We start from the raw sequence: 19,288 nt of genomic DNA on the forward strand, positions 1-19,288 counted from the left end.
TGAAAAGTGGGCATTTCGGCATTGACCAGCCGCGGTCAATCCACGCCAAAACACGCCGATCTTATTCCTCACAAAACTCGGGGCGAACACTGCAGTCCGCGCCCGTAGCGTGAAAGACGAAAAAAGGCGCGGACCGAACGGTCCGCGCCTTTTTATTGATGTACGTCGTCGTACCTAGCCTTCGGCGATCCAGCCTTTGAGCTTGGTTTCGAACATGGTCTTGATCTCGTCGAGGCGCTCCGGGGTTTCGGCTTCGAAGCGGAGGACCAGGACGGGCTGGGTGTTGGAGGCGCGGATGAGGCCCCAGCCGTCGGGGAAGACGGCGCGCACGCCGTCGATGTCGATGGCCTCGAACTTGGAGCTGAAGTATTTGACGGCCTTGTCGACCACGCGCTCCTTGAGGGCCTCGGGGCAGTCCACGCGGATTTCCGGGGTGGACCAGGTCTTTGGCCAGTTGAGCTGTTCGGACATGGGCTTGTCGGACCGGGAGAGGATCTCGACCATGCGCAGGGCCGCGTAGGTGGCGTCGTCGAAGCCGTAGTAGCGGTCGGCGAAGAACATGTGGCCGGACATCTCGCCCGCGAACTTGGCACCGATCTCGCGCATGCGCGCCTTGATGAGCGAATGGCCGGTCTTCCACATGACCGCGTTGCCGCCGTGGGCCTTGATGTCGTCGTACATGAGGTGCGAGCACTTGACCTCGCCGATGATGGACGCGCCGGGAAAGGTCTTGAGGATGTCGCGGGCGTAGATGGCCACCAGTTGGTCGCCGAAGAGCAGTTCGCCCTTTTCCGTGACCACGCCGACGCGGTCGCAGTCGCCGTCCAGGCCGATGCCGATGTCCGCCTTTTCCTTGAGCACGGCCTGTTGCAGGGCGGCCATGTTCTTCTCCACCACCGGGTCGGGATGGTGGTTGGGGAAATCGCCGTCGGGCTCGCAGAACAGGCAGACCACCTCGGCCCCGGCCTTGCGCAGGGCGTCGGCCGTGAGCAGCCCGCCCGTGCCGTTGCCGCCGTCCACGACCACCTTCACGGGCCGCGCCAGGGTCACGTCCCCGGCCAGTTCGGCCACGTACTTGTCGAGCACGTCCTCGTGCCGGACCGTGCCCGAACCCGAGGGGAAGGCGCCCTTCTCCATGAGTTCGTAGACGTCCTGAATCTCCTCGGAGTGGATGGTGCTGATCCCCTGCCAGACCTTGAACCCGTTATATTCCGATGGGTTGTGGCTGGCGGTGATCATCACGCCCGCGTGGGTCTCGAGTTTGGTCACAGCCCAGTAGAAGGCCGGGGTCGAGACCTGGCCGATGGTGATGACGTTGACGCCCGTGGAGTTCAGGCCACGGGTCAGGGCCGCGGCGTAGCCGGGCGAGGAGTGGCGGCAATCGTGGCCGACCACGGCGGTCTTGGAGCCGTTTTCCAGGAAATACTGCCCGCAGGCACGGCCCAGCCGCTCGACCCATTCCTCGTCGAAATCCCTGTCCACCACGCCGCGAATGTCATAGGTCCTGAACACTTCCCGCGAAATAGGCTTCATCCGTATTCCTCCCTGCCCGTGCGCCGGGCCGTCGGTCTCGTCGGTTGATCCCGGCTCACGGCCGGGCTGCAATGCAACATGCTCCGGGGTCGCCGCCGAACGTGCATCGCCCGGCGCGCCCTCCGTACCTGACAACATATACAGACATTTTTACGGAAATTCCACCGACGGTTTCATGCAACCCGCGCAAAATCGTCACCCAACCGTCATTGACATATCCGCATAAGCGGATATTAATTCCCTCATGGAACAACTGGCGCTTCGCTTCAAGGGGCTCTGCGACCCCACCCGGCTGAGGGTACTCCGGCTGCTCGACCACGGCGAACGGTGCGTCTGCGACCTGATGGCGGCGCTCGACCTGCCGCAGTCCACGGTTTCCCGGCACATGTCCTTCCTGCGCAACGGCGGCTGGGTGAGCAGCCGCCGCAAGGGCAAGTGGGTCTACTACACCCTGGCGGAACCGCAGGACGCGATCCAGTCCGAGGTTCTCGAGATTCTCAGGAACCGGCTGCCCGACCTGGAACAGGCGAGACGGGATCACGAACGGCTCATGACCCATCTGGCGAACAAAACCGAAGAAACCTGCTCAAACTAGGCAGAGGAACCGGCCATGCCCGAAACCGCATTGAAAAAGCTTTCCTTCCTAGACCGTTATCTGACCCTGTGGATATTCCTGGCCATGTTCGCGGGCGTGGCCTGCGGATACTTCCTCCCCGGCATGAAGCGGGTCATCGACGCCTTTCAGGTGGGGACCACCAACATCCCCATCGCCATCGGCCTGATATTGATGATGTACCCGCCCCTGGCCAAGGTGAAGTACGAGGAACTCGGCAGGGTCTTCCGCAACGGCCGGGTGCTGGCCCTGTCCCTGATCCAGAACTGGGTCATAGGCCCGGCGCTCATGTTCGGCCTGGCCGTGACCTTCCTGTCCGGGCAGCACGAGTACATGGTCGGCCTGATCCTCATCGGCCTGGCCCGGTGCATCGCCATGGTCATCGTCTGGAACGACCTGGCCGGGGGCGACGCCGAGTACTGCGCCGGACTCGTGGCCTTCAACTCCGTGTTCCAGGTGCTCTTCTTCTCGGTCTACGCCTTTGTCTTCATCACGGTCCTGCCCGGCTGGTTCGGGCTCGAGGGCGCGGCCGTGGACGTGTCCATGGGCCAGATCGCCAAAAGCGTGTTCATCTACCTGGGCATCCCGTTCCTGGCGGGCATGGCCTCGCGCTTCATCGGGCTCAAGGTCAAAGGTCGGGAGTGGTACGAGACCGTGTTCATCCCCAAGATCAGCCCCCTGACCCTGGTCTTCCTGCTCTTCACCATCCTGGTCATGTTCTCCCTCAAGGGCGACCGCGTGGTGGCCCTGCCGCTCGACGTGGTCCGCATCGCCATTCCCCTGACCATCTACTTCCTGGTCATGTTCCTGGTTTCGTTCTACCTGTCCTGGAAGGCCGACGCCACTTACGAGCAGGCGGCCACCTTGAGCTTCACCGCAGCCTCCAACAACTTCGAACTGGCCATCGCCGTGGCCATCGCCGTGTTCGGCATCGACTCGGGCGAGGCCTTCGCCGCGGTCATCGGCCCCCTGGTGGAGGTCCCGGTGCTCATCGCTCTGGTCAACGTGGCCGTGCGCTTCAAGCGCCGCTACTTCCCCTTCGCCAAGGAAACCATCGGCGGCGTCTGCCACGTCCGCTGCGAAACCTCCAACGCAGACTAGGAGCGACGCCATGAACATTCTTTTCCTGTGCACCGGCAATTCCTGCCGCAGCCAGATGGCCGAGGGCTGGGCCAGGGCGCTCAAGCCCGAAACCTTCACGGCCTGGTCCGCCGGAGTGGAGACCCACGGCCTGAACCCCCTGGCCGTGCGGGTCATGGCCGAGGCGGGCGTGGACATCTCCGGCCACACCTCCAAGCTGACCACCGACCTGCCCGCGGACGTGGACTTCGACTACGTGGTCACGGTCTGCGGCCACGCCAACGAGAACTGCCCCTATTTCCCGGCCAGGACCAAGGTGGTCCACGTCGGCTTCGACGACCCGCCGAGCCTGGCCAAGACACTGACCGACGAGGCCGAAATCCTGGACGTGTACCGACGGGTTCGCGACGAGATCAAGGCCTTTGTCCAGGGGCTGCCCGACTCCCTGGAGACGGACGGCCGCTAAGGAGTGCGCCATGAAAAAGCGCCTACGCAAACGGACCCGGCCCTGGTCGCCGCTGGCGACCTGGACCAGCTGCATCCGTTCCGGAGAAACCGGTGAACTCCGCTTCTCCCTGTTCGCCTGACAACCCATCGCAACCGACACGCAACAAGGCCCGGCGGGATTCCCGCCGGGCCTCTTGTTTGGGAAAAATCAGAAGTTGAAGCCGCTACGCGGCGATTCGGGATGACGGGGTTCGCTCCGCCCCGGCGCCCCCCCTTTGCGCGGTCGGACAGGGCCTGGTTCAATTCGTCCGGACGACGCTGCGCGTCCACCAAATCCGTCAGGCGTTCCTTCCCTGGTCCTGTCGCTGCCGCCCCCCTGGGACATGCTTCGCCGTCCCCCTTTCTCGCTCTCACCCTCGCCCGGAAGGGATGCCCTGCAAGGGCTCCCGCCCCAGCGCACCCCCTTGTCCGATGCCGCTCCAAAACGTGGCAAAATAGCGTCTCCGAGAAGTGCCTATACGGTGATGTTATTGGCAATTCTCATGCCAAAAACAATGTCATACAATACAAAATAAATCATTTTTTGACACGGTGAATTTATTCAGATAGACTCTGTCAATGATTACAGACGATGCAGATAAATGAACGTTGTTTTTGATCTGTAACAAAAAGATAGAGAGATAATACAGTAATAAATCAACTGTTGCAGTTGCCACAATCTGATACAAAAAATTCTTACAGCAGATTGTGACTGTATCATCGACAAAACAACATCATCTTCGGCTAAATCGCCAATTGTACATGCCACAGACCTCGAAATGCCATAGCGGACAGAAAACCCTGTCCAGCCCCGGACTGCGCTCGTCCACCCCGTGCGGACTTCGCGACCGGGTTCCCCTCTCCTGATCCATTTCGACAGCCTTTTTTTCCGACACTCCCCGCCCCCGGCGAGGGAGCGCGTCGTTACTTTCAACGGAGCAACCATGGGACAAATCACCGTAGAAAACCTGTACAAAATTTTTGGAAGCAAACCCCAGAAGGGGCTTGAGCTGCTCAAGCAGGGGCACGACAAGGCGTCGGTCCTGGAAAAGACCGGCATGACCGTGGGCGTGAACAACGCCTCCTTCACCATCGAAGACGGCGAGATATTCGTCATCATGGGGCTGTCCGGCTCGGGCAAGTCCACCATGGTGCGCATGCTCAACCGGCTCATCGAGCCCACGGCCGGGCGGGTCCTGGTCAACGGCGAGGACGTCACCGCCATGAATGACGACGAGCTGGTCAAGTTCCGGCTGCACAACATGAGCATGGTCTTCCAGTCGTTCGCGCTCATGCCGCACCAGACCGTGTTGGACAACGCCGCCTTCGGCCTGGAGCTGGCCGGGGTGGACAAGGCCAAGCGGCACGAACGCGCCCGCGAGGCGCTGGCCCAGGTCGGCCTGACCGGATGGGAGGACCAGTACCCCAAGCAGTTGTCCGGCGGCATGCAGCAACGCGTGGGGCTGGCGCGCGGCCTGGCCGTGGACCCGGAAATCCTGCTCATGGACGAGGCCTTCTCGGCGCTCGATCCGCTCATCCGCACCGAGATGCAGGACGAGTTGCTCAAGCTCCAGGAGGAGCACCAGCGGACCATCGTGTTCATCTCCCACGACCTGGACGAAGCCCTGCGCATCGGTGACCGCATCGCCATCATGGAGGGCGGCAACGTGGTCCAGGTGGGCGCACCGGACGAGATCCTGCAAAACCCGGCCAACGACTACGTGCGCGCCTTTTTTCGGGGCGTGGACCCCACCGGGGTCATCAGCGCGGGTGACATCGTGCGCGACACCCATCCGACCATCACCGTGACCAAGACCGGCGGCGGCCTGCGCGCGGCCCACGAAATCCTGAGCGGCAGCGAGCTGGAGTACGGATACGTGCTCGACTCCAAGCACCGCTTCCTGGGCGTGATCTCCACCGAGGGCATCCGCAACGCGCTTGAGGCGGGGTTGCCGGAAAAGCCCCTCAGCCAGGTCTTCCTGACCGAGGCCCACGCCGTGCACCGCGACGACTCCATGCAGGACATCCTGCCGCTGGTGGCCGACGCGGTCTGGCCCATCCCGGTGGTGGACGACGCGGGCCGCTACCTCGGCGTGGTCTCCAAAAACCGTTTTCTCAAGACCCTGCACAAAACCGAAGTCGCCCTGTCCGAAGGAGGTGACCAATAATGTTCGACAACGCGATCATCCCCCTGGACCACTGGGTCTCGGACGCCGTGGAATGGCTGGTGGACAACTACCGTGAATTTTTCCAGATGCTCAAATGGCCCGTGGACCGGCTGCTGACCGGCTTCGAGCACGGCCTGACCAGCGTGCACCCGCTCGTCGTCATCGGCGTGGTCTGCCTCCTGGCCTGGAAGTTCTCGGGCAAGCGGCTGGCCCTCTTCTCCCTGGCCTCCATGCTCCTGGTCGGCTTCCTCGGCCTGTGGGAGGAGACCATGATCACCCTGGCCATGGTCCTGTCCTCCGTGGTCATCTGCGCCGTGATCGGCATCCCGCTCGGGATCATGTCCGGGCGCAGCGAACGCTTCGAGGCCGGGCTGCGGCCGGTGCTCGACGCCATGCAGACCACGCCCGCCTTCGTCTACCTCGTGCCCATCGTCATGCTCTTTTCCGTGGGCAACGTGGCCGGCGTGCTGGCGACCATCATCTTCGCCCTGCCCCCCATTATCCGGCTGACAGGACTGGGCATCCGCCAGGTCCACCCGGAGCTGGTCGAGGCGGCCCAGGCCTTCGGGGCCACCCGCTGGCAGGTCCTCGTCAAGGTCCAGATTCCCCTGGCCATGCCGACCATCCTGGCCGGACTCAACCAGACCATCATGATGGCCCTGTCCATGGTCGTCATCGCCGCGCTCATCGGCGCGGGCGGGCTCGGCTCGCCGGTCATCCTGGGGCTGAACACCCTGGACATCGGCCGCGCCGTGGTCGGCGGCCTGGGCATCGTGCTCATGGCCATCGTCCTGGACCGCATCACCCAGTCAATGGCCCGAAAGAAATAACCGCAATCGAATCCGAGGAGGTTCCATGAAACTGATGAAACTCACCCTGACCGCCCTGTTCGCGGTCCTGATCGCGACCGGCGCGTTCGCCATGGACATGCAGCCCGGCAAGGGCGTCACCGTCCAACCCGCGCGCGCCACCTGGAACACCGGCTTCTTCCAGGAAGCCCTGGTCCGCAAGGGGCTGGAGACGCTCGGCTACACCGTCAAGAAACCGCGCGACCTGTCCAACCCCATCTTCTACAAGTCCGTGACGCTCGGCGACGTGGACTACTGGACCAACGGCTGGTTCCCCATGCACGACGCGCAGCTTCCCAAGAACTTCGACCAGAAGGCGCGGAAGATCGGCTTCGTGGCCAAGGCGGGAGGCATGCAGGGCTACCTGGTGTCCAAGCGCGACGCCGACAAGTACGGCATCAAGTCCCTGGACGACTTCAAGCGGCCCGAGGTCATGAAGGCCTTCGACTCCAACGGCGACGGCAAGGCCGACCTGACCGCCTGCCCGCCGGGCTGGGGCTGCGAAAAGGTCATCGCCCACCACATGAAGGTCTACGGCCTCGATGACTACATCAACCCGGTCAAGGCCTCCTACGAGGCGGGCATGGCCGCTGCGCTTGGCGAGTACAAGTCCGGCAAGCCGGTCTTCTTCTACACCTGGACGCCCAACTGGACCGTGTTCAAGTTCAAGCCCGGCAAGGACGTGGTCTGGATCAACGTGCCCGAGATCAAGCCCACCGAGGCCCAGGCCGCCAACGCCGACCGCATGACCGTGTCCGGCGTGGAGGGCGCGGTCTCCGACCCGCTCAAGGCCGGCTTCGTGGTCTCGGACATCCGCGCCGTGGCCAACAAGCAGTTCCTCGAAAAGAACCCGGCCGCCGCCAGGTTCCTCGAACTCTTCACCCTGCCGTTAGCCGACATCAGCGCCCAGAACACGCGCATGAATCAAGGCGAGAAGTCCGACAAGGACATTGAGAAGCATGCGGAGGAGTGGATCGCCAACAACAAGGCGACCTGGGACGGCTGGCTGCAAGCCGCCCGAGAAGCCGCCAAATAGCTCTGCATTGTCCGGCGTAAAGATGCGGCGGCCCCCCTGGGGGGCCGCCTTTTTTTGCGCAGGGGGGCGGCTTCCGAGAGCGGACCATCTGCACATTTTCCCCGGCCGCGCCAATCATCACGTAGACAGCTACGCTGCGGTTGCCGCGGCCGGGGAAAATGCACAGCTGACCCACTCTCGAACGCCTTGTGCCTGCGCGCTAAAAGAACCGCTGTCGGGTGCTCCGCACCCGAATTCCTCCAAAAAGATGAAGAAAAAAGTCTTCGACTCAATGTTGAGTCGAAGAACTTTTTTATTATGAACCGCACCGCGAAGCGGCAATAAAAAGTTTAGGAAGGTGAAGGGGATGGGGGTCCGGGGGAAGGGGGAGAGGAAAGCCCTTTTTTCAAAGGGTTCCCTCTCCCCCTTCCCCCGGCCGCCGGAGGCGTTGCTAGTCTCCGGTCAGTTCGTAGCGGGTGGAGGGGCCTTTGCCTTTCTTGATCAGGAGGCCGCGTTTGACGAAGTCCTGGAGGTCGTAGATGGCGGTGCGTGTGGGCAGGTTGCCGCCGACCAGGTCCTGGTACTGTTTGCGGGTGATGGTGCCCTGTCTGCGGATGACGTCCCAGGCCTCTTTCTGGCGCGAGTTGAGGCCGGTATCGGTCTCGGCCGGGGCGGATGGGGCCGGGGCGGCGGACGGCGCGTCCGGGGACGGGTGGTGGTTGCCGTTCGTTATGGCCTCGGCGGGCTGGGATTGGGTCGGCCAGGCGGAAAAGTCGCTTTCCAGGCGGATTTCCTCGGGCTGGATGACGTCGGTTTCGGCCATGACCGCGGCGCGGGTGATGCAGTTGACCAGTTCGCGGACGTTGCCGGGCCAGTCGTGGGACACGAGCTTGGCCAGGGCTCCCTTGCTCAGGTCCAGGTGCTCGCGCCCGGCCAGGGCCTCGGCCTGCTTGAGGTAGTAGACGGCCAGCAGCGGGATGTTCTCACGGTTCTCGCGCAGGGCGGGCGTGTTGATGGAGATGACCTTGAGCCGGTAGTAGAGGTCCTCGCGGAAGGTCCGGTCCTCGATGAGGGACTGGATGTCCACGTTGGTGGCGGCCAGGATGCGCACGTCCACGGTGACCTCGCGGTCGCTGCCGAGCGGCTTGATCTTGCGCGAGGCGAGCGCCCGGAGCAGTGACTGCTGGACCTTGGGCGAGGCGGACTGGATCTCGTCCAGGAAGAGAATGCCGCCGTCGGCCTCGACGAACGCGCCGTTGCGGTCTTCCTTGGCCTCGGAGAAGGCCCCCTTGACGTGGCCGAACAGGGCGTCGAGGAGCAGGTTCTCGTCCAGGGCGCCGCAGTTGATGGAGATGAACGGTTTTTCCGCCCGGCTGGAATGGGCATGGACGGCCTCGGCCACCAGCTGCTTGCCGGTGCCGGTCTCGCCCGCGATGAGCACGTCCACATCCACCTGGGCGGCCTTGAGGATGTTGACCTTGAGGTTGGCCGTGGCCGAACCCACGCCGACGATCTCGGGGATGCGGCTCAGTTCGTTCTCCACCAGCAGCTCGCGCTCGCGGTCCAGGGTGGCTCGCTCGCGCTTGTTCACGTTGAGGATGGCCTCGTCCTTGGCCTGGATCTCGAGCACCTGCTGTTTGACCCGACGGATGATGTTGTTGATGGAATCCTGGAACACGGTGATGTCGTAGCCGCTGTAGGGAAGGTGAATCTCCTCCATTTCCTCCAACGAATTCAAGGTGTTCATTCGCGCCGCCAACTCACGTATGGGCTTGGTCAGGATGCGCCCGAAGAGGAAGATGAGGACTGAGATGACCACGATGCCGCCGATGGTCACGAAGAACATGACGTCCATGTTCTTGTAGCCCGCGATGATCGGCAGCTGGCTGCGGTCCACGAAGACCACGCCGCCGTAAATGGTGGGCGGCCCGGCCGGATCGGCCTTGAAGTAGACCGGGGCGTAGCTGAAATAGTGGAAGTCCACGCCGGACTCCTGGGGATGGGGCTCGGACACGCGGGCCAGACCGTTCTCGCCCTTGTCCATGGCGGCCACGGCCTCCCAGTACAGGGTGTGCCGCTCGTTGGGCCGGAAGGCGGCCGCGTTGCCGGGTTTGCCCAGGGAGCCGTCGAAGCCCTCCCGGGCCAGGAAGGTGGTCAGCTCGCCGTCCTGCTTGTCGTAGTCCTCGGACTGAAAGAGTATCCACCCGTCATGATTCAGGAAATAGCTGAAGCGCAGTTCGTCGCTCCGGGGATAGGCCCACAGGGGGGACTTGCGCGAGTTGTACCAGGAGAGGATATTGCGCAGGGTGGTCGCCTCCACGGACAGGAAGAGCAGGCCCGGAGGCTCCTCGCCGTTGCCCGGACAGGCGGTATAGAAGCGGACCACGTTGGCGGTCTTGAAACGGTTGGCGCTGCCCTCGCTGGGCATGGGATAGGACACGTCGAGGACGTCCGAGACGATCACCCGGCCCGGAGTGAGGGAGCCAAGGCGGTCCAGTTCGGCAAAGGGATTGGGCCGGACCCGGTCCAGGGCGTCCGGGGCGACGGCCCGGACGTCGTCGCCCTGCCGGACCAGGACCACGGGCTCCCCGCCCGAGGCAGGGAGATAGCAGAGTTCGAGGTACGGCTTGCCGCCCGCCTTGATGAGCCGGGCGAACTCGTCGCGCAGGGAAGCCCCGCCGGTGGGCCCACCGGCGAAGAAAAGCAGGTCCGTCCGACAGCCGTCCAGGTACTGCTCCATCTCGTGGGCCACGGCCATGGTGTTCTGGCGCACGGTGCGGCCCAGGGCGATGTCGATGAACTCGTCCGAGACCCGGTAGGAGGCCCAGCCCGTGAACAGGAGGATGCCCACGATGGACGGCATCAGGGCCAGGAGCAGTTTGCCCCGCAACCCGAGCCTGCGTACCAGGCCGGGCAGATGCCGGCGCATCCAGTCCGACATGCGGGAACCTGAAGTGGGTGTAGACGCCATGAAACTCCTCCTTCGCGCGGTTGCGGCGGCCCGAAAAAACTGTCCCCCGCCTCATACATTTTTGCCGTTATGCCGCCCGCGCCCCCTTTGTCAAACTCTTTTCGGCACGATGGTTGCTAAATACTCCCCGGCGTCATCATGCAAGGCGTAAAATTTGCGCAATTTTTTAACTAGTTGGAATAAATATTATTTTAACAAACATCTTGCAAAAAACATCAGGCAGACACACCATGGCCAAGCAAAGCTCCTCTTGCGGGATACACAGATTGCTGCTCATTTCCATGATCGTCATTCCGGCGATCCCCCTACTCCTCTCGGTCGCCATAGGATTTTATTCCTTTGCCGGGGAGTCCAAACGCTTCGCCGTCTCCTCCATCCGTCAGGCCGCCGTGGACCGGACCCAGCTCATCGACGAGTTCCTCCACGAGCGGCGCAGCGACCTGGAGTCGTACCTCGCCCTGCTGACCGAGGACGCCCTGAGCGGGCCCAAGGCGCAGGCGGAGGTGGCCGCCTGGCTGCGCACCGGCGGGCAGGTCTTCCAGGACATGGGCCTGATCGATCCGCAGGGGCGGCACGCGGCCTATGCCGGGCCCTTCGGCCTGGCCGACAAGGACTACAGCGACACGGACTGGTACAAGGAGACGCGGGAGAGCGGCTATTTCATCAGCGACGTGTTTCTCGGCTACCGCAAGGTGCCCCACTTCATCGTGGCCGTGGCCAGACGCATAAACGGCCAGGTCTGGATACTCCGGGCCACGGTCAATCCCACGGTCTTCGGCAACATGGTCAACGCGCCGGGCATCGGGGACACCGGCGAGGCGTATATCCTCAACCGCGAGGGGCTGTTCCAGACCGGACGCCGGTCCGGCGGCGACCTGCTCGAACACGACGACTACGCCTACCCGGCCCAGGACGAGAATCTTGTTTCCTTCACAGGCTCGGATGGCGGCGAGGACTACCTGTTCGCCTCGGCCCGTCTCAACGACGGCAATTGGCGGCTCATTGTCCGCCAGAAGGAGGAGGAGGCCTTTCATGCCGTCGTCATGGCGGGCTACACGGTCATCTTCGTGCTGCTCTGCGGCGGGGCGGTCATCGTGGTCCTCGCACTCTTCGTCAGTCGTCGGTTGTCCGAGACCCTGCACGGCCAGGCCGAGGCGGTCAGCAAGCTGGAAGGCCAGCTGCTTCAGGCCGCCCGCCTGGCCGAACTGGGCGAGATGGCCGCGGGCTTCGCCCACGAAATCAACAACCCGCTCCAGATCATGAAGACCGACCTGGCCCTGCTGGAACTGACCCTCAAGGACGTGACCGACGAGTGCTCCAACCGCGAGGCGTGCGCCGAGCTCAAGGAAATCGCCGAGCAGTTCCAGATCCAGATCGGCCGGTGCGCGGCCATCACCCGCGAGATACTTCGTTTCGGGCGGCAGGACGCCCCCCAGGTCCAGGACATGGACCTGGCCGAGTTCCTGCCCAAGGTCGGCGACATGGTCCGCAACAAGGCCCAGGTCAACGGCATCAACGTGACCTGCGAGGTGGCCCCGGACATCCCCACGGTCCTGGCCGACCCCGGCCAGCTGCAGCAGGTCATGATCAACCTGCTGAACAACGCCATCCACGCGGTGGTGGACCGGCACGGGGCCAAGGGCGGCCGCATCGAGGTGGTTGCCCGCCGCGACGACCGCAATCAGGCGGAGATCACCGTGACCGACAACGGCAGCGGCATCAATCAGGAGAGTCTGTCGAAGATATTCATGCCCTTCTTCACCACCAAGGCGCCCGGCCAGGGCACGGGGTTGGGCCTGTCCGTGTGCCATTCCATCATCGACTCCCTGGGCGGGGAGCTGACCGTGGCCAGCACCAAGGGCGAAGGCACGACCTTCACCGTTCGTATCCCCGGCAAGAGTGCGTAAGACCGTCCTCCTCCCGGGACGGGACCCCATCGGGGGACGGGGCTTCGGACCCGTCCCCCGCCATTTTTCCCAGAGCCTCGGCGGTCATCTTGCCGATCTCGTCCAGGTAGGCCCCGTAGCGGGTCAGGTAGAAGGACAGCCCCTTGGCGAAGTTGCGGCCCACCAGCCCGTCCACGAAGAGCATGGACACGGACTGTTCCTCGCGCAAAATCTGCTGCGAGGCCAGGAACACGGCAAGCTCGTCCTCGGACATGGCCTCCAGGGCCCGGCGCAGGGCCTCGCGGGCGCGCGGCTTGTAGGCCATGATGTAGAGCAGGTCCAGGGCGTTGGCGATGACCTCGGGCACGTGGTTGAAGTTCGACTCCCGTGAGAAGGCGATGAACTCGGCGGGCCGGTTGAGCATGCCGAGCATGTCCCTGGTGGGGAAGGCGATCTCCAGCCGCGAGTAGATCTCGAAGACCTGGCGCAGCTTCTCGGAGTAGTCCCAGCGGCGCATGGCGATGTTCCGCCTGCGGTCGGCGAACCCCTCAATGACTCCGGCCACGCAGTCCGAGGCGAGCTTGGAGATGACCGCCGCCCAGAGCTGCAGCACGGCCAGGGGATCGGTCGAGCCCGCCAGGATGAGCATGCCCTCCACGCCCCAGTTGAAGAGCATGGCGATGGGGATGGACAGGACGCTGCGGAAGAAGTTGGCTGCGGCCGCCTCCCTGGGCAGCCCCCGGACCACGTTGTGGCTCGAGATGTACACCCCGTTGGTCAGGGCCATGATGGAGTAGAGCAGCAGCGGGTTGGTGGCCGTGGTCACGCCGAAGCCCTTGTCCAGGACCACGGACTTGCACAGCCAGTCCAGCAGGGGCACGGAGAAGCCGGTGTAGAGCAGGGACTCGGAGATACGCTCCCAGTCCAGATAATCGTTCCAGGCCAGGTAGGCCGAGCGCCGGAACCCGCCCCCGCCAAGCACGGACTGGATGACGTTGCGCAGGCCGGTGATGGAGAACCAGATGATCCCCCCGAAATAGGCCAGGACCCACCAATCCTTGGTCAGGTAGAAGGTCAGGAAGGCGGGTATGAACCCGGCCAGGATCTTGAACACGTTCTTGAGCCCGGTGTTCAGGTGGCCGAGGGAGGGACGGCGCTTGCAGGAATCCTCGGGCTCGAACAGGGACAGCCCGTTGCCCTGCCGCCGCTTGCCGCCCAGGGCGATGACGTTGCCGCCCGCCTCGGTCACGGCATAGCCGTCCACGCGCCAGCGGCTGCACGTACGGCAGACCAGCCTTCGCAGGCCAGAGACCTGGGCGGCCATGTGGACCAGCCCGCTCCACCAGCCCCGGCCCTGCCGGGGCATGACGTACTCGTTGGACCGGATGGCCGTGCCCTGCACCGGGATGCGGTCTGCGGGGCGCAGCCGGGCGGCCTCGCGCTGGGCGCGCAGGGGCAGGGTCTCAAGGACCGCGAAGCCCATGCCGTGGGTCCGGGTGGAACGCCCGGTGGAACCCGAGCCAATGCTCGTGCCCAGGGGCAGCCGCTTGTAGAATTCGAGGAGCCGGTCGAACCGCTCCAGGATGCCTTCGAGGACGCGCAGCCTGTCCTCGGACTCTTCCCCGCCCCGCTCGCGGACGGAGTCCATGCACCCCCGGATGAGGCGCTTGAGCTTGACCGCGTTCTGCTCGTTCAGGGCCTGCTGCAACTGGCTGAAGGGCATGCGCAGTAGGGTCTGTCCCGGCTCCAGATGCTTGGTGTTGAAGACCTCCAGGTGGGTGATCCGCCCCTGGCACTGGAACAGAATCTCCAGGGCGTCCTCCAGTTCGAGGTCGGCCAGGATCAGGGTCAGGTGGCTGGAGTGGGCGGCCTTGCGCAGCCTTGAAGACAGCTCGGCCGGGGTCAGGGAGAGCAGGTCGGGCATGCCCCCGGCCCGCGGCGCGTCCGGGTTCGGAATGTCCGTGTTCTCCTCCGGGGAGAGGTAGCGGGCCACCAGGGTGTCCACGTCCAGGGCGTCCAGGGACTCCACCTGCATGGCGATGGCCGCCTTGGCGTCGTAGTCGGCCTCGTCGAAGCCCCGGCGCAGGGCGGTCACCCGCTCCTCGAAGAGCGGCATGGCCAGGCAGTGGATGTAGTTGCCCAGGTGCAGCACGGACGGCTGCTCCACGCCTGCGGAGGCAGCCATTTCATCATAAGATACCGGCGGGAGCAGGACCCCGAATTCCTTGTGAATGGACTGACGGTGGCGGGTGTTGAAGGCCTCGATCACGGCCCGGACGTATGCGGACCGTGCGGCGTGCACCTCCCGGCCCCGTTCCATGAGCTCGCGCACGGCGTCCACCCGAAACAGCCCCTCTATGTCGCAGTCGTCGCGCAATCCGCCCGGACACCAGACGATCTTGACGAACCGACCCCGGTGCATTGCCCGGTATTCGATGCCGATGCGCACCTTGATGCCCAGGATGGCCGCCGAAGCGAGCAGTTCCCTGGCAACGGGCAGGTCCACGCAGTCGTAGTAGACCACGGTCAGGTAGCGGATGCCCTGGATCCAGGCGTCCATGACCAGGTGGGTGGCGGACTTGCGGCCCTTGCTGTTGGCGTCGTGGACCCGGTCGTCGAAGGCGATCTGGTTCCACTCCTCGGGCATCTCCAGGAGGTGATAGCGGCGCATCTGCTCGCGCAGGAAGCCGATCTTGCCGGCCGCGGCCCAGCGAAAGTCGTGGGCCAGGGCCAGCTGACGGCAGCGGTCCCCCTTGGCCCGGACCAGCTCCTTGCCGATCTGGAGCAGGACCCGCGCCCGGTTGTTGCGCATGGCCCCCTTGGCCGCGGTCAGGGTTTCGTCCCGCAGGGCGATGAGCGCCTTGGTCCGGTCCGAGGCCTGATCCGACTTCAGGGACTCGAGCAAATGCATGATGGCATAGGCGATGCGCAATCCCCGGTCCGCTGCCAGTTCCTTGATGCCATGCGGCTTCAGGTACGGCTCGAGCAGGGTCTTGAACTGCGCCTTGTCCACGCCACGGTTCAAGACATCTTCAACTATTTCCAGCAGTTTGTAATCATTCTTATCGTAATACAAAGAAGGCATGAGTCCCTATCCCCCTGTTCGCAACGACTCACATTGTCACATAATCGTAACATATCCTAGCAGTATCCATGCCTGCCGTCATGCGCCAAGTGCCCTCCGAAATCCAATTTTTCCTGCCATCCCTTGGGGCTGTAGGGTTTTGCCCTCTCCCCGCAAGGCTTTCTGTCATGCCGCGCCCGGCCTCGCCATCCCCCGTTTTGCGCGCAAAGCGATCTTGCAAAGCGGTCGCGCAAGCATTTTTGCAAGAATATATACTTAATATTCAAGTGATTATGCTTGGCATGCGAGTTGCTAAGTTCGGGCAGCTATTGCGGAATAACAACCGATCAACCCAACGGTGACATCATGGAAAAGATGAAAATCCTGCTCGTGGACGATGAAGAGCGCCTGCTCAGCACCACGAAAAAGCTCTTCGAAAAGCTCGGCATCGAGGCGCGCACGGCCACCTCGGGGGCCGACGCCCTGGAGGTGCTGAAGACCTATGAAGCGCATGTCATCTTCCTCGACATCAAGATGCCCGGGATGGACGGCATGGAGACGCTCCAGCACATCAAGAAGGAATACCCCCTCAGCGAGGTCATCATCCTCACGGGCCACGCCACCATGGAGACAGCGGTGGAAGGCCTCAAGCTCGGCGCTCTCGACTACCTGATCAAGCCCGTCAGCATGAAGGACTTTCTGAGCAAGGCCGAGGAGGCCTTCGAAAAGGTCACGCTCCAAAAACAAAAGATACATTCTGCCCGTATGGCCGAGTCAGCCGGGCAGGGTGAACTGCGCTAGCTAACTTCAAGGAGGTTGTAATGGTTAAAATCAAGGTCCTCATGGTAGACGATGAGGAGCGCTTCCGCACCACCACTGCGAAGATACTGGCCCGCAAAGGATTCGACACGATCCTGGCGGCCAGTGGGGAAGAGGCGTTGGAAAAACTGGCCGAACGGCCGGACGTCGTCGTTCTGGACGTCAAGATGGGTGGGCTCGACGGTCACGAGACGCTCAAATTGATGAAGGAAAAGATGCCGGAGCTGCCGGTGATCATGCTCACCGGGCACGGCGACATGCCCGGGGCCAAGAAGGCGCTGGACACCGGAGCCTTCGACTACCTGGCAAAGCCCTGCGACGTGGATCTCCTGAGCACCAAGCTCCAGGACGCCTTCGAGTACGCCACCAAGGCACCGTACGTCGAAAAACTGGCCAGAGGGATCATGATCCCCCTGGCGGAATACACCCAGATCCCCCTGAACAGCACCGTGCGTGACGCCATCAAGGCCCTGGAGGACTCCATGCGCCACCTGATGGCCACGGACCGGCTCATGGACACGGGTCACCGCTCGGTGGTCGTCACCAACACCGACGGCAGCGTGGCCGGCCTGCTCAGCCCGCTCGACCTGATCGACGCCATCCGGCCCGGCTATCTGTCCGCGCCCAAACCGTCCATGGCGGACAGCCTGCAATACTCGGCCATGTTCTGGCAGGGGCTGTTCTCCTCGCGCGTCAAGGAAGTCATGAACAATCCCGTTCGCGACATCATGTCCGACACCCTGCCGGTCATCGACGCCGACGCCAACCTCATGGACGTGGCCAACAACATGATCACGCTCCCGGCCCGACGCATGCTCGTCAGGGCGGGCAACGAGGACATCGGCATCGTCCGCGAACAGGAACTCTTCTACGAAATCGCCAAGATCATTTCGTCCAGCTAACCCGAAGTCCGAGAGCGAGGTTACAACATGGCTCAAGCAAAGAAGAAAGCAACCGGTTACGACAAGTACGTCAACTGGAAGCTGCTCATAATTCCGGTGGTACTTTTCGCTGTGATCCTTGCCCTTCCCGTGCCGCAAGGCATGAAGGACGTAGGCATGCAATATTCGGTCGGACCCAAGGTGGTGTCCAACTATCTCTGTGAACAACTCTTCCAGAAAAAGAGCTCCGACTGCGAACAGTGGCAGATCCTGACCGCCCGCATGATGGAGCAGAACATGCGCATGGGCGCGCTGTCCAAGGCGCGGCTGATGAAGCGCAACGAGAAGTGGGCCAAGACCTACAAGATTCCCGTGGATTCGGCCAACTTCAAGCGGGCCATCGAGTACGTCAAGGACAACGTGCCCGACGATGCCTACCTGACCCTGATGAAGAGCGCCTTCGACCTGCGCATGAAGGGGCTCAAGTACGACAACCTGTCGGAAAAGGACCAGAAGAGCGCAACCAAGGGCGCATGGGACATCAAGGTCTCCATCGCCATGGTCGTGTTCGTGGTCTTCTGCTTCATGACCGAGTGCATGCCCCTGCCGGGCGTGGCATTCTGCATCGGCCTCATCCTGGTCTTCACCGGCGTCGTCTCGCGAAGCGCGGTGGCCGGGCTGTACTGGGATGACGCCTGCTGGTTCATCATGGGTTCGCTCATGTTCGCCGCCGCCTTCGTAAAGACCGGCGTGGACAAGCGCATGTGCCTCATGATGTTCAAGAAGCTCGCCGTACCCAACGTCCGTTGGATCACGTTGATCTTCTTCATCGTCATCACCCCGCTGGCGGCGTTCATCTCCGACCACGCGCTGGCGGCCATGTTCCTGCCCATCGGCATGCTGCTCTACCAGAACAGCCTGACCGACGAGATTCCCGAGGACAAGGAGCTGGCCAAGATGCTGATGATCGCCATCGCCATGGCCTGCAACATCGGCGGCCCCGGCGCTCCGTCCGGCGGCGCCCGCAACGTCATCATGATGACCTACCTGACCGACATGTTCGGCATGGACATCGGCTACGCCCAGTGGATGATGTACTGTATGCCGTTCATCATCGTCATGATCCCGATCACCTGGTTCGTCACCAACATGCTCTTCAAGCCCCGCATCCGCTCCCTGGCCCCGGCCATGCGCCACCTCGAGGGCGAAATCAGCAAGATGGGCAAGTGGAACAAGAGCCAGATCTGGGCGATGATCATCTTCGTCGTCATGGTCTTCGGCTGGTTCACTGAGAAGGAGTTCTACAACATGGGCATCTACCCCGTGCGGCTCGGCATCGGCGTCATCGCGGTCGCGGGCGCTGTGGCCTACCTGCTCGCGGGCGTGGTCAACTGGCGTGACTACCAGGAAAAGGTCGACTGGGGCGTTGTCTGGCTGTACGCGGGCGCGATCATCTTCGGCCGTACCCTGGACAAGTCCGGCGCAGCCTTCTGGCTGGCCCAGTCGGTCATCGACCTGCTGGCCCCGCTGGGCATGAGCCACGGCATCCCGCTGATGCTCACCTCCAACGGGTTGACCGCCGTGCTGACCAACCTGATGGCCGACGGCCCGGCAGCCGCCGCGGTCGGTCCCATCACCCTGAACATGGCCAGCATCGTGCACCCCGGCACCACCTTCCTGCCCTTCATGGCCATGGCCACCGCAGTGGCGTCTTCCTTCGCCTACTGCCTGATCATCGGCACCCCGCCCAACGCCATCGTCTACGCCTCCGGTTACCTGGAGCCCAAGGACTACCTGCGTGTGGGCATCCCCATGTGGTTCGTCGCCAACATCGTCATCGTCCTGCTGACGGCGGTCTACTGGAGCGGCATCGGGTTCGGCAACCTGCCTGCATTCTGACGACCCTGAACCATAACCATCCAAC

The 19,288-nt window shown here is 63.2% G+C and carries 13 protein-coding genes; 10 read left to right on the forward strand and 3 right to left on the reverse strand.

The genetic code is table 11. The annotated features are described in order from the left end of the window. Positions 1-174: 174 nt before the first annotated feature. Positions 175-1,533, reverse strand: coding sequence for a phosphomannomutase/phosphoglucomutase (locus DND132_RS06685; RefSeq protein WP_014321953.1), 1,359 nt, complete (start codon positions 1,531-1,533; stop codon positions 175-177). A gap of 244 nt (positions 1,534-1,777) precedes the next feature. On the opposite strand from DND132_RS06685, the gene DND132_RS06690 reads away from it, so the two are divergent. From DND132_RS06690 to proX, 6 genes are all read left to right on the forward strand, one after another. Next, complete coding sequence (locus DND132_RS06690) at positions 1,778-2,128, forward strand: ArsR/SmtB family transcription factor (protein ID WP_014321954.1); 351 nt, start codon at positions 1,778-1,780, stop codon at positions 2,126-2,128. Between the two features lie 15 nt (positions 2,129-2,143). Then, the gene (gene arsB / locus DND132_RS06695) at positions 2,144-3,247 is read left to right on the forward strand and encodes an ACR3 family arsenite efflux transporter (RefSeq protein WP_014321955.1); all 1,104 of its coding nucleotides are present in this window, start codon (positions 2,144-2,146) and stop codon (positions 3,245-3,247) included. Between the two features lie 10 nt (positions 3,248-3,257). Then, the gene (locus DND132_RS06700) at positions 3,258-3,692 is read left to right on the forward strand and encodes an arsenate reductase ArsC (RefSeq protein ID WP_014321956.1); all 435 of its coding nucleotides are present in this window, start codon (positions 3,258-3,260) and stop codon (positions 3,690-3,692) included. Between the two features lie 964 nt (positions 3,693-4,656). Beyond that, positions 4,657-5,880 (forward strand): glycine betaine/L-proline ABC transporter ATP-binding protein ProV, encoded by a 1,224-nt coding sequence (gene proV / locus DND132_RS06705; RefSeq protein WP_014321957.1) that lies wholly within the window; start codon positions 4,657-4,659, stop codon positions 5,878-5,880. After that, positions 5,880-6,710: an ABC transporter permease gene (locus DND132_RS06710; protein ID WP_014321958.1), complete on the forward strand. Its 831-nt coding sequence runs from the start codon at positions 5,880-5,882 to the stop codon at positions 6,708-6,710. The genes proV and DND132_RS06710 overlap by 1 nt, the downstream gene beginning before the upstream one ends. A gap of 25 nt (positions 6,711-6,735) precedes the next feature. Then, positions 6,736-7,764: a glycine betaine/L-proline ABC transporter substrate-binding protein ProX gene (gene proX / locus DND132_RS06715; RefSeq protein ID WP_014321959.1), complete on the forward strand. Its 1,029-nt coding sequence runs from the start codon at positions 6,736-6,738 to the stop codon at positions 7,762-7,764. A 430-nt stretch (positions 7,765-8,194) separates the two neighbouring features. Here proX and DND132_RS06720 read toward each other — a convergent pair whose 3' ends face one another. After that, the gene (locus DND132_RS06720; RefSeq protein ID WP_014321960.1) at positions 8,195-10,714 is read right to left on the reverse strand and encodes a sigma 54-interacting transcriptional regulator; all 2,520 of its coding nucleotides are present in this window, start codon (positions 10,712-10,714) and stop codon (positions 8,195-8,197) included. A gap of 266 nt (positions 10,715-10,980) precedes the next feature. Here DND132_RS06720 and DND132_RS06725 point away from each other — a divergent pair, with 266 nt between their 5' ends. Further along, entirely contained in the window at positions 10,981-12,621 is a 1,641-nt protein-coding gene (locus DND132_RS06725; RefSeq protein ID WP_050813951.1) for a sensor histidine kinase, read from the forward strand. Here DND132_RS06725 and DND132_RS06730 read toward each other — a convergent pair. Beyond that, on the reverse strand, positions 12,590-15,685 hold the full coding sequence (locus DND132_RS06730; protein ID WP_014321962.1) for a hypothetical protein: 3,096 nt from the start codon (positions 15,683-15,685) through the stop codon (positions 12,590-12,592). The genes DND132_RS06725 and DND132_RS06730 overlap by 32 nt on opposite strands. Positions 15,686-16,030: 345 nt before the next feature. Here DND132_RS06730 and DND132_RS06735 point away from each other — a divergent pair, with 345 nt between their 5' ends. From DND132_RS06735 to DND132_RS06745, 3 genes are all read left to right on the forward strand, one after another. Next, positions 16,031-16,465, forward strand: a complete 435-nt coding sequence (locus DND132_RS06735) for a response regulator (RefSeq protein WP_041915726.1) — start codon at positions 16,031-16,033, stop codon at positions 16,463-16,465. A 20-nt stretch (positions 16,466-16,485) separates the two neighbouring features. Then, the gene (locus DND132_RS06740) at positions 16,486-17,385 is read left to right on the forward strand and encodes a response regulator (protein ID WP_014321964.1); all 900 of its coding nucleotides are present in this window, start codon (positions 16,486-16,488) and stop codon (positions 17,383-17,385) included. Between the two features lie 156 nt (positions 17,386-17,541). Continuing rightward, on the forward strand, positions 17,542-19,263 hold the full coding sequence (locus DND132_RS06745; protein WP_238528363.1) for an SLC13 family permease: 1,722 nt from the start codon (positions 17,542-17,544) through the stop codon (positions 19,261-19,263). Positions 19,264-19,288: the final 25 nt, after the last annotated feature.

It is taken from the genome of Pseudodesulfovibrio mercurii (genome assembly GCF_000189295.2).
GTDB classification, from domain to species: domain Bacteria; phylum Desulfobacterota; class Desulfovibrionia; order Desulfovibrionales; family Desulfovibrionaceae; genus Pseudodesulfovibrio; species Pseudodesulfovibrio mercurii.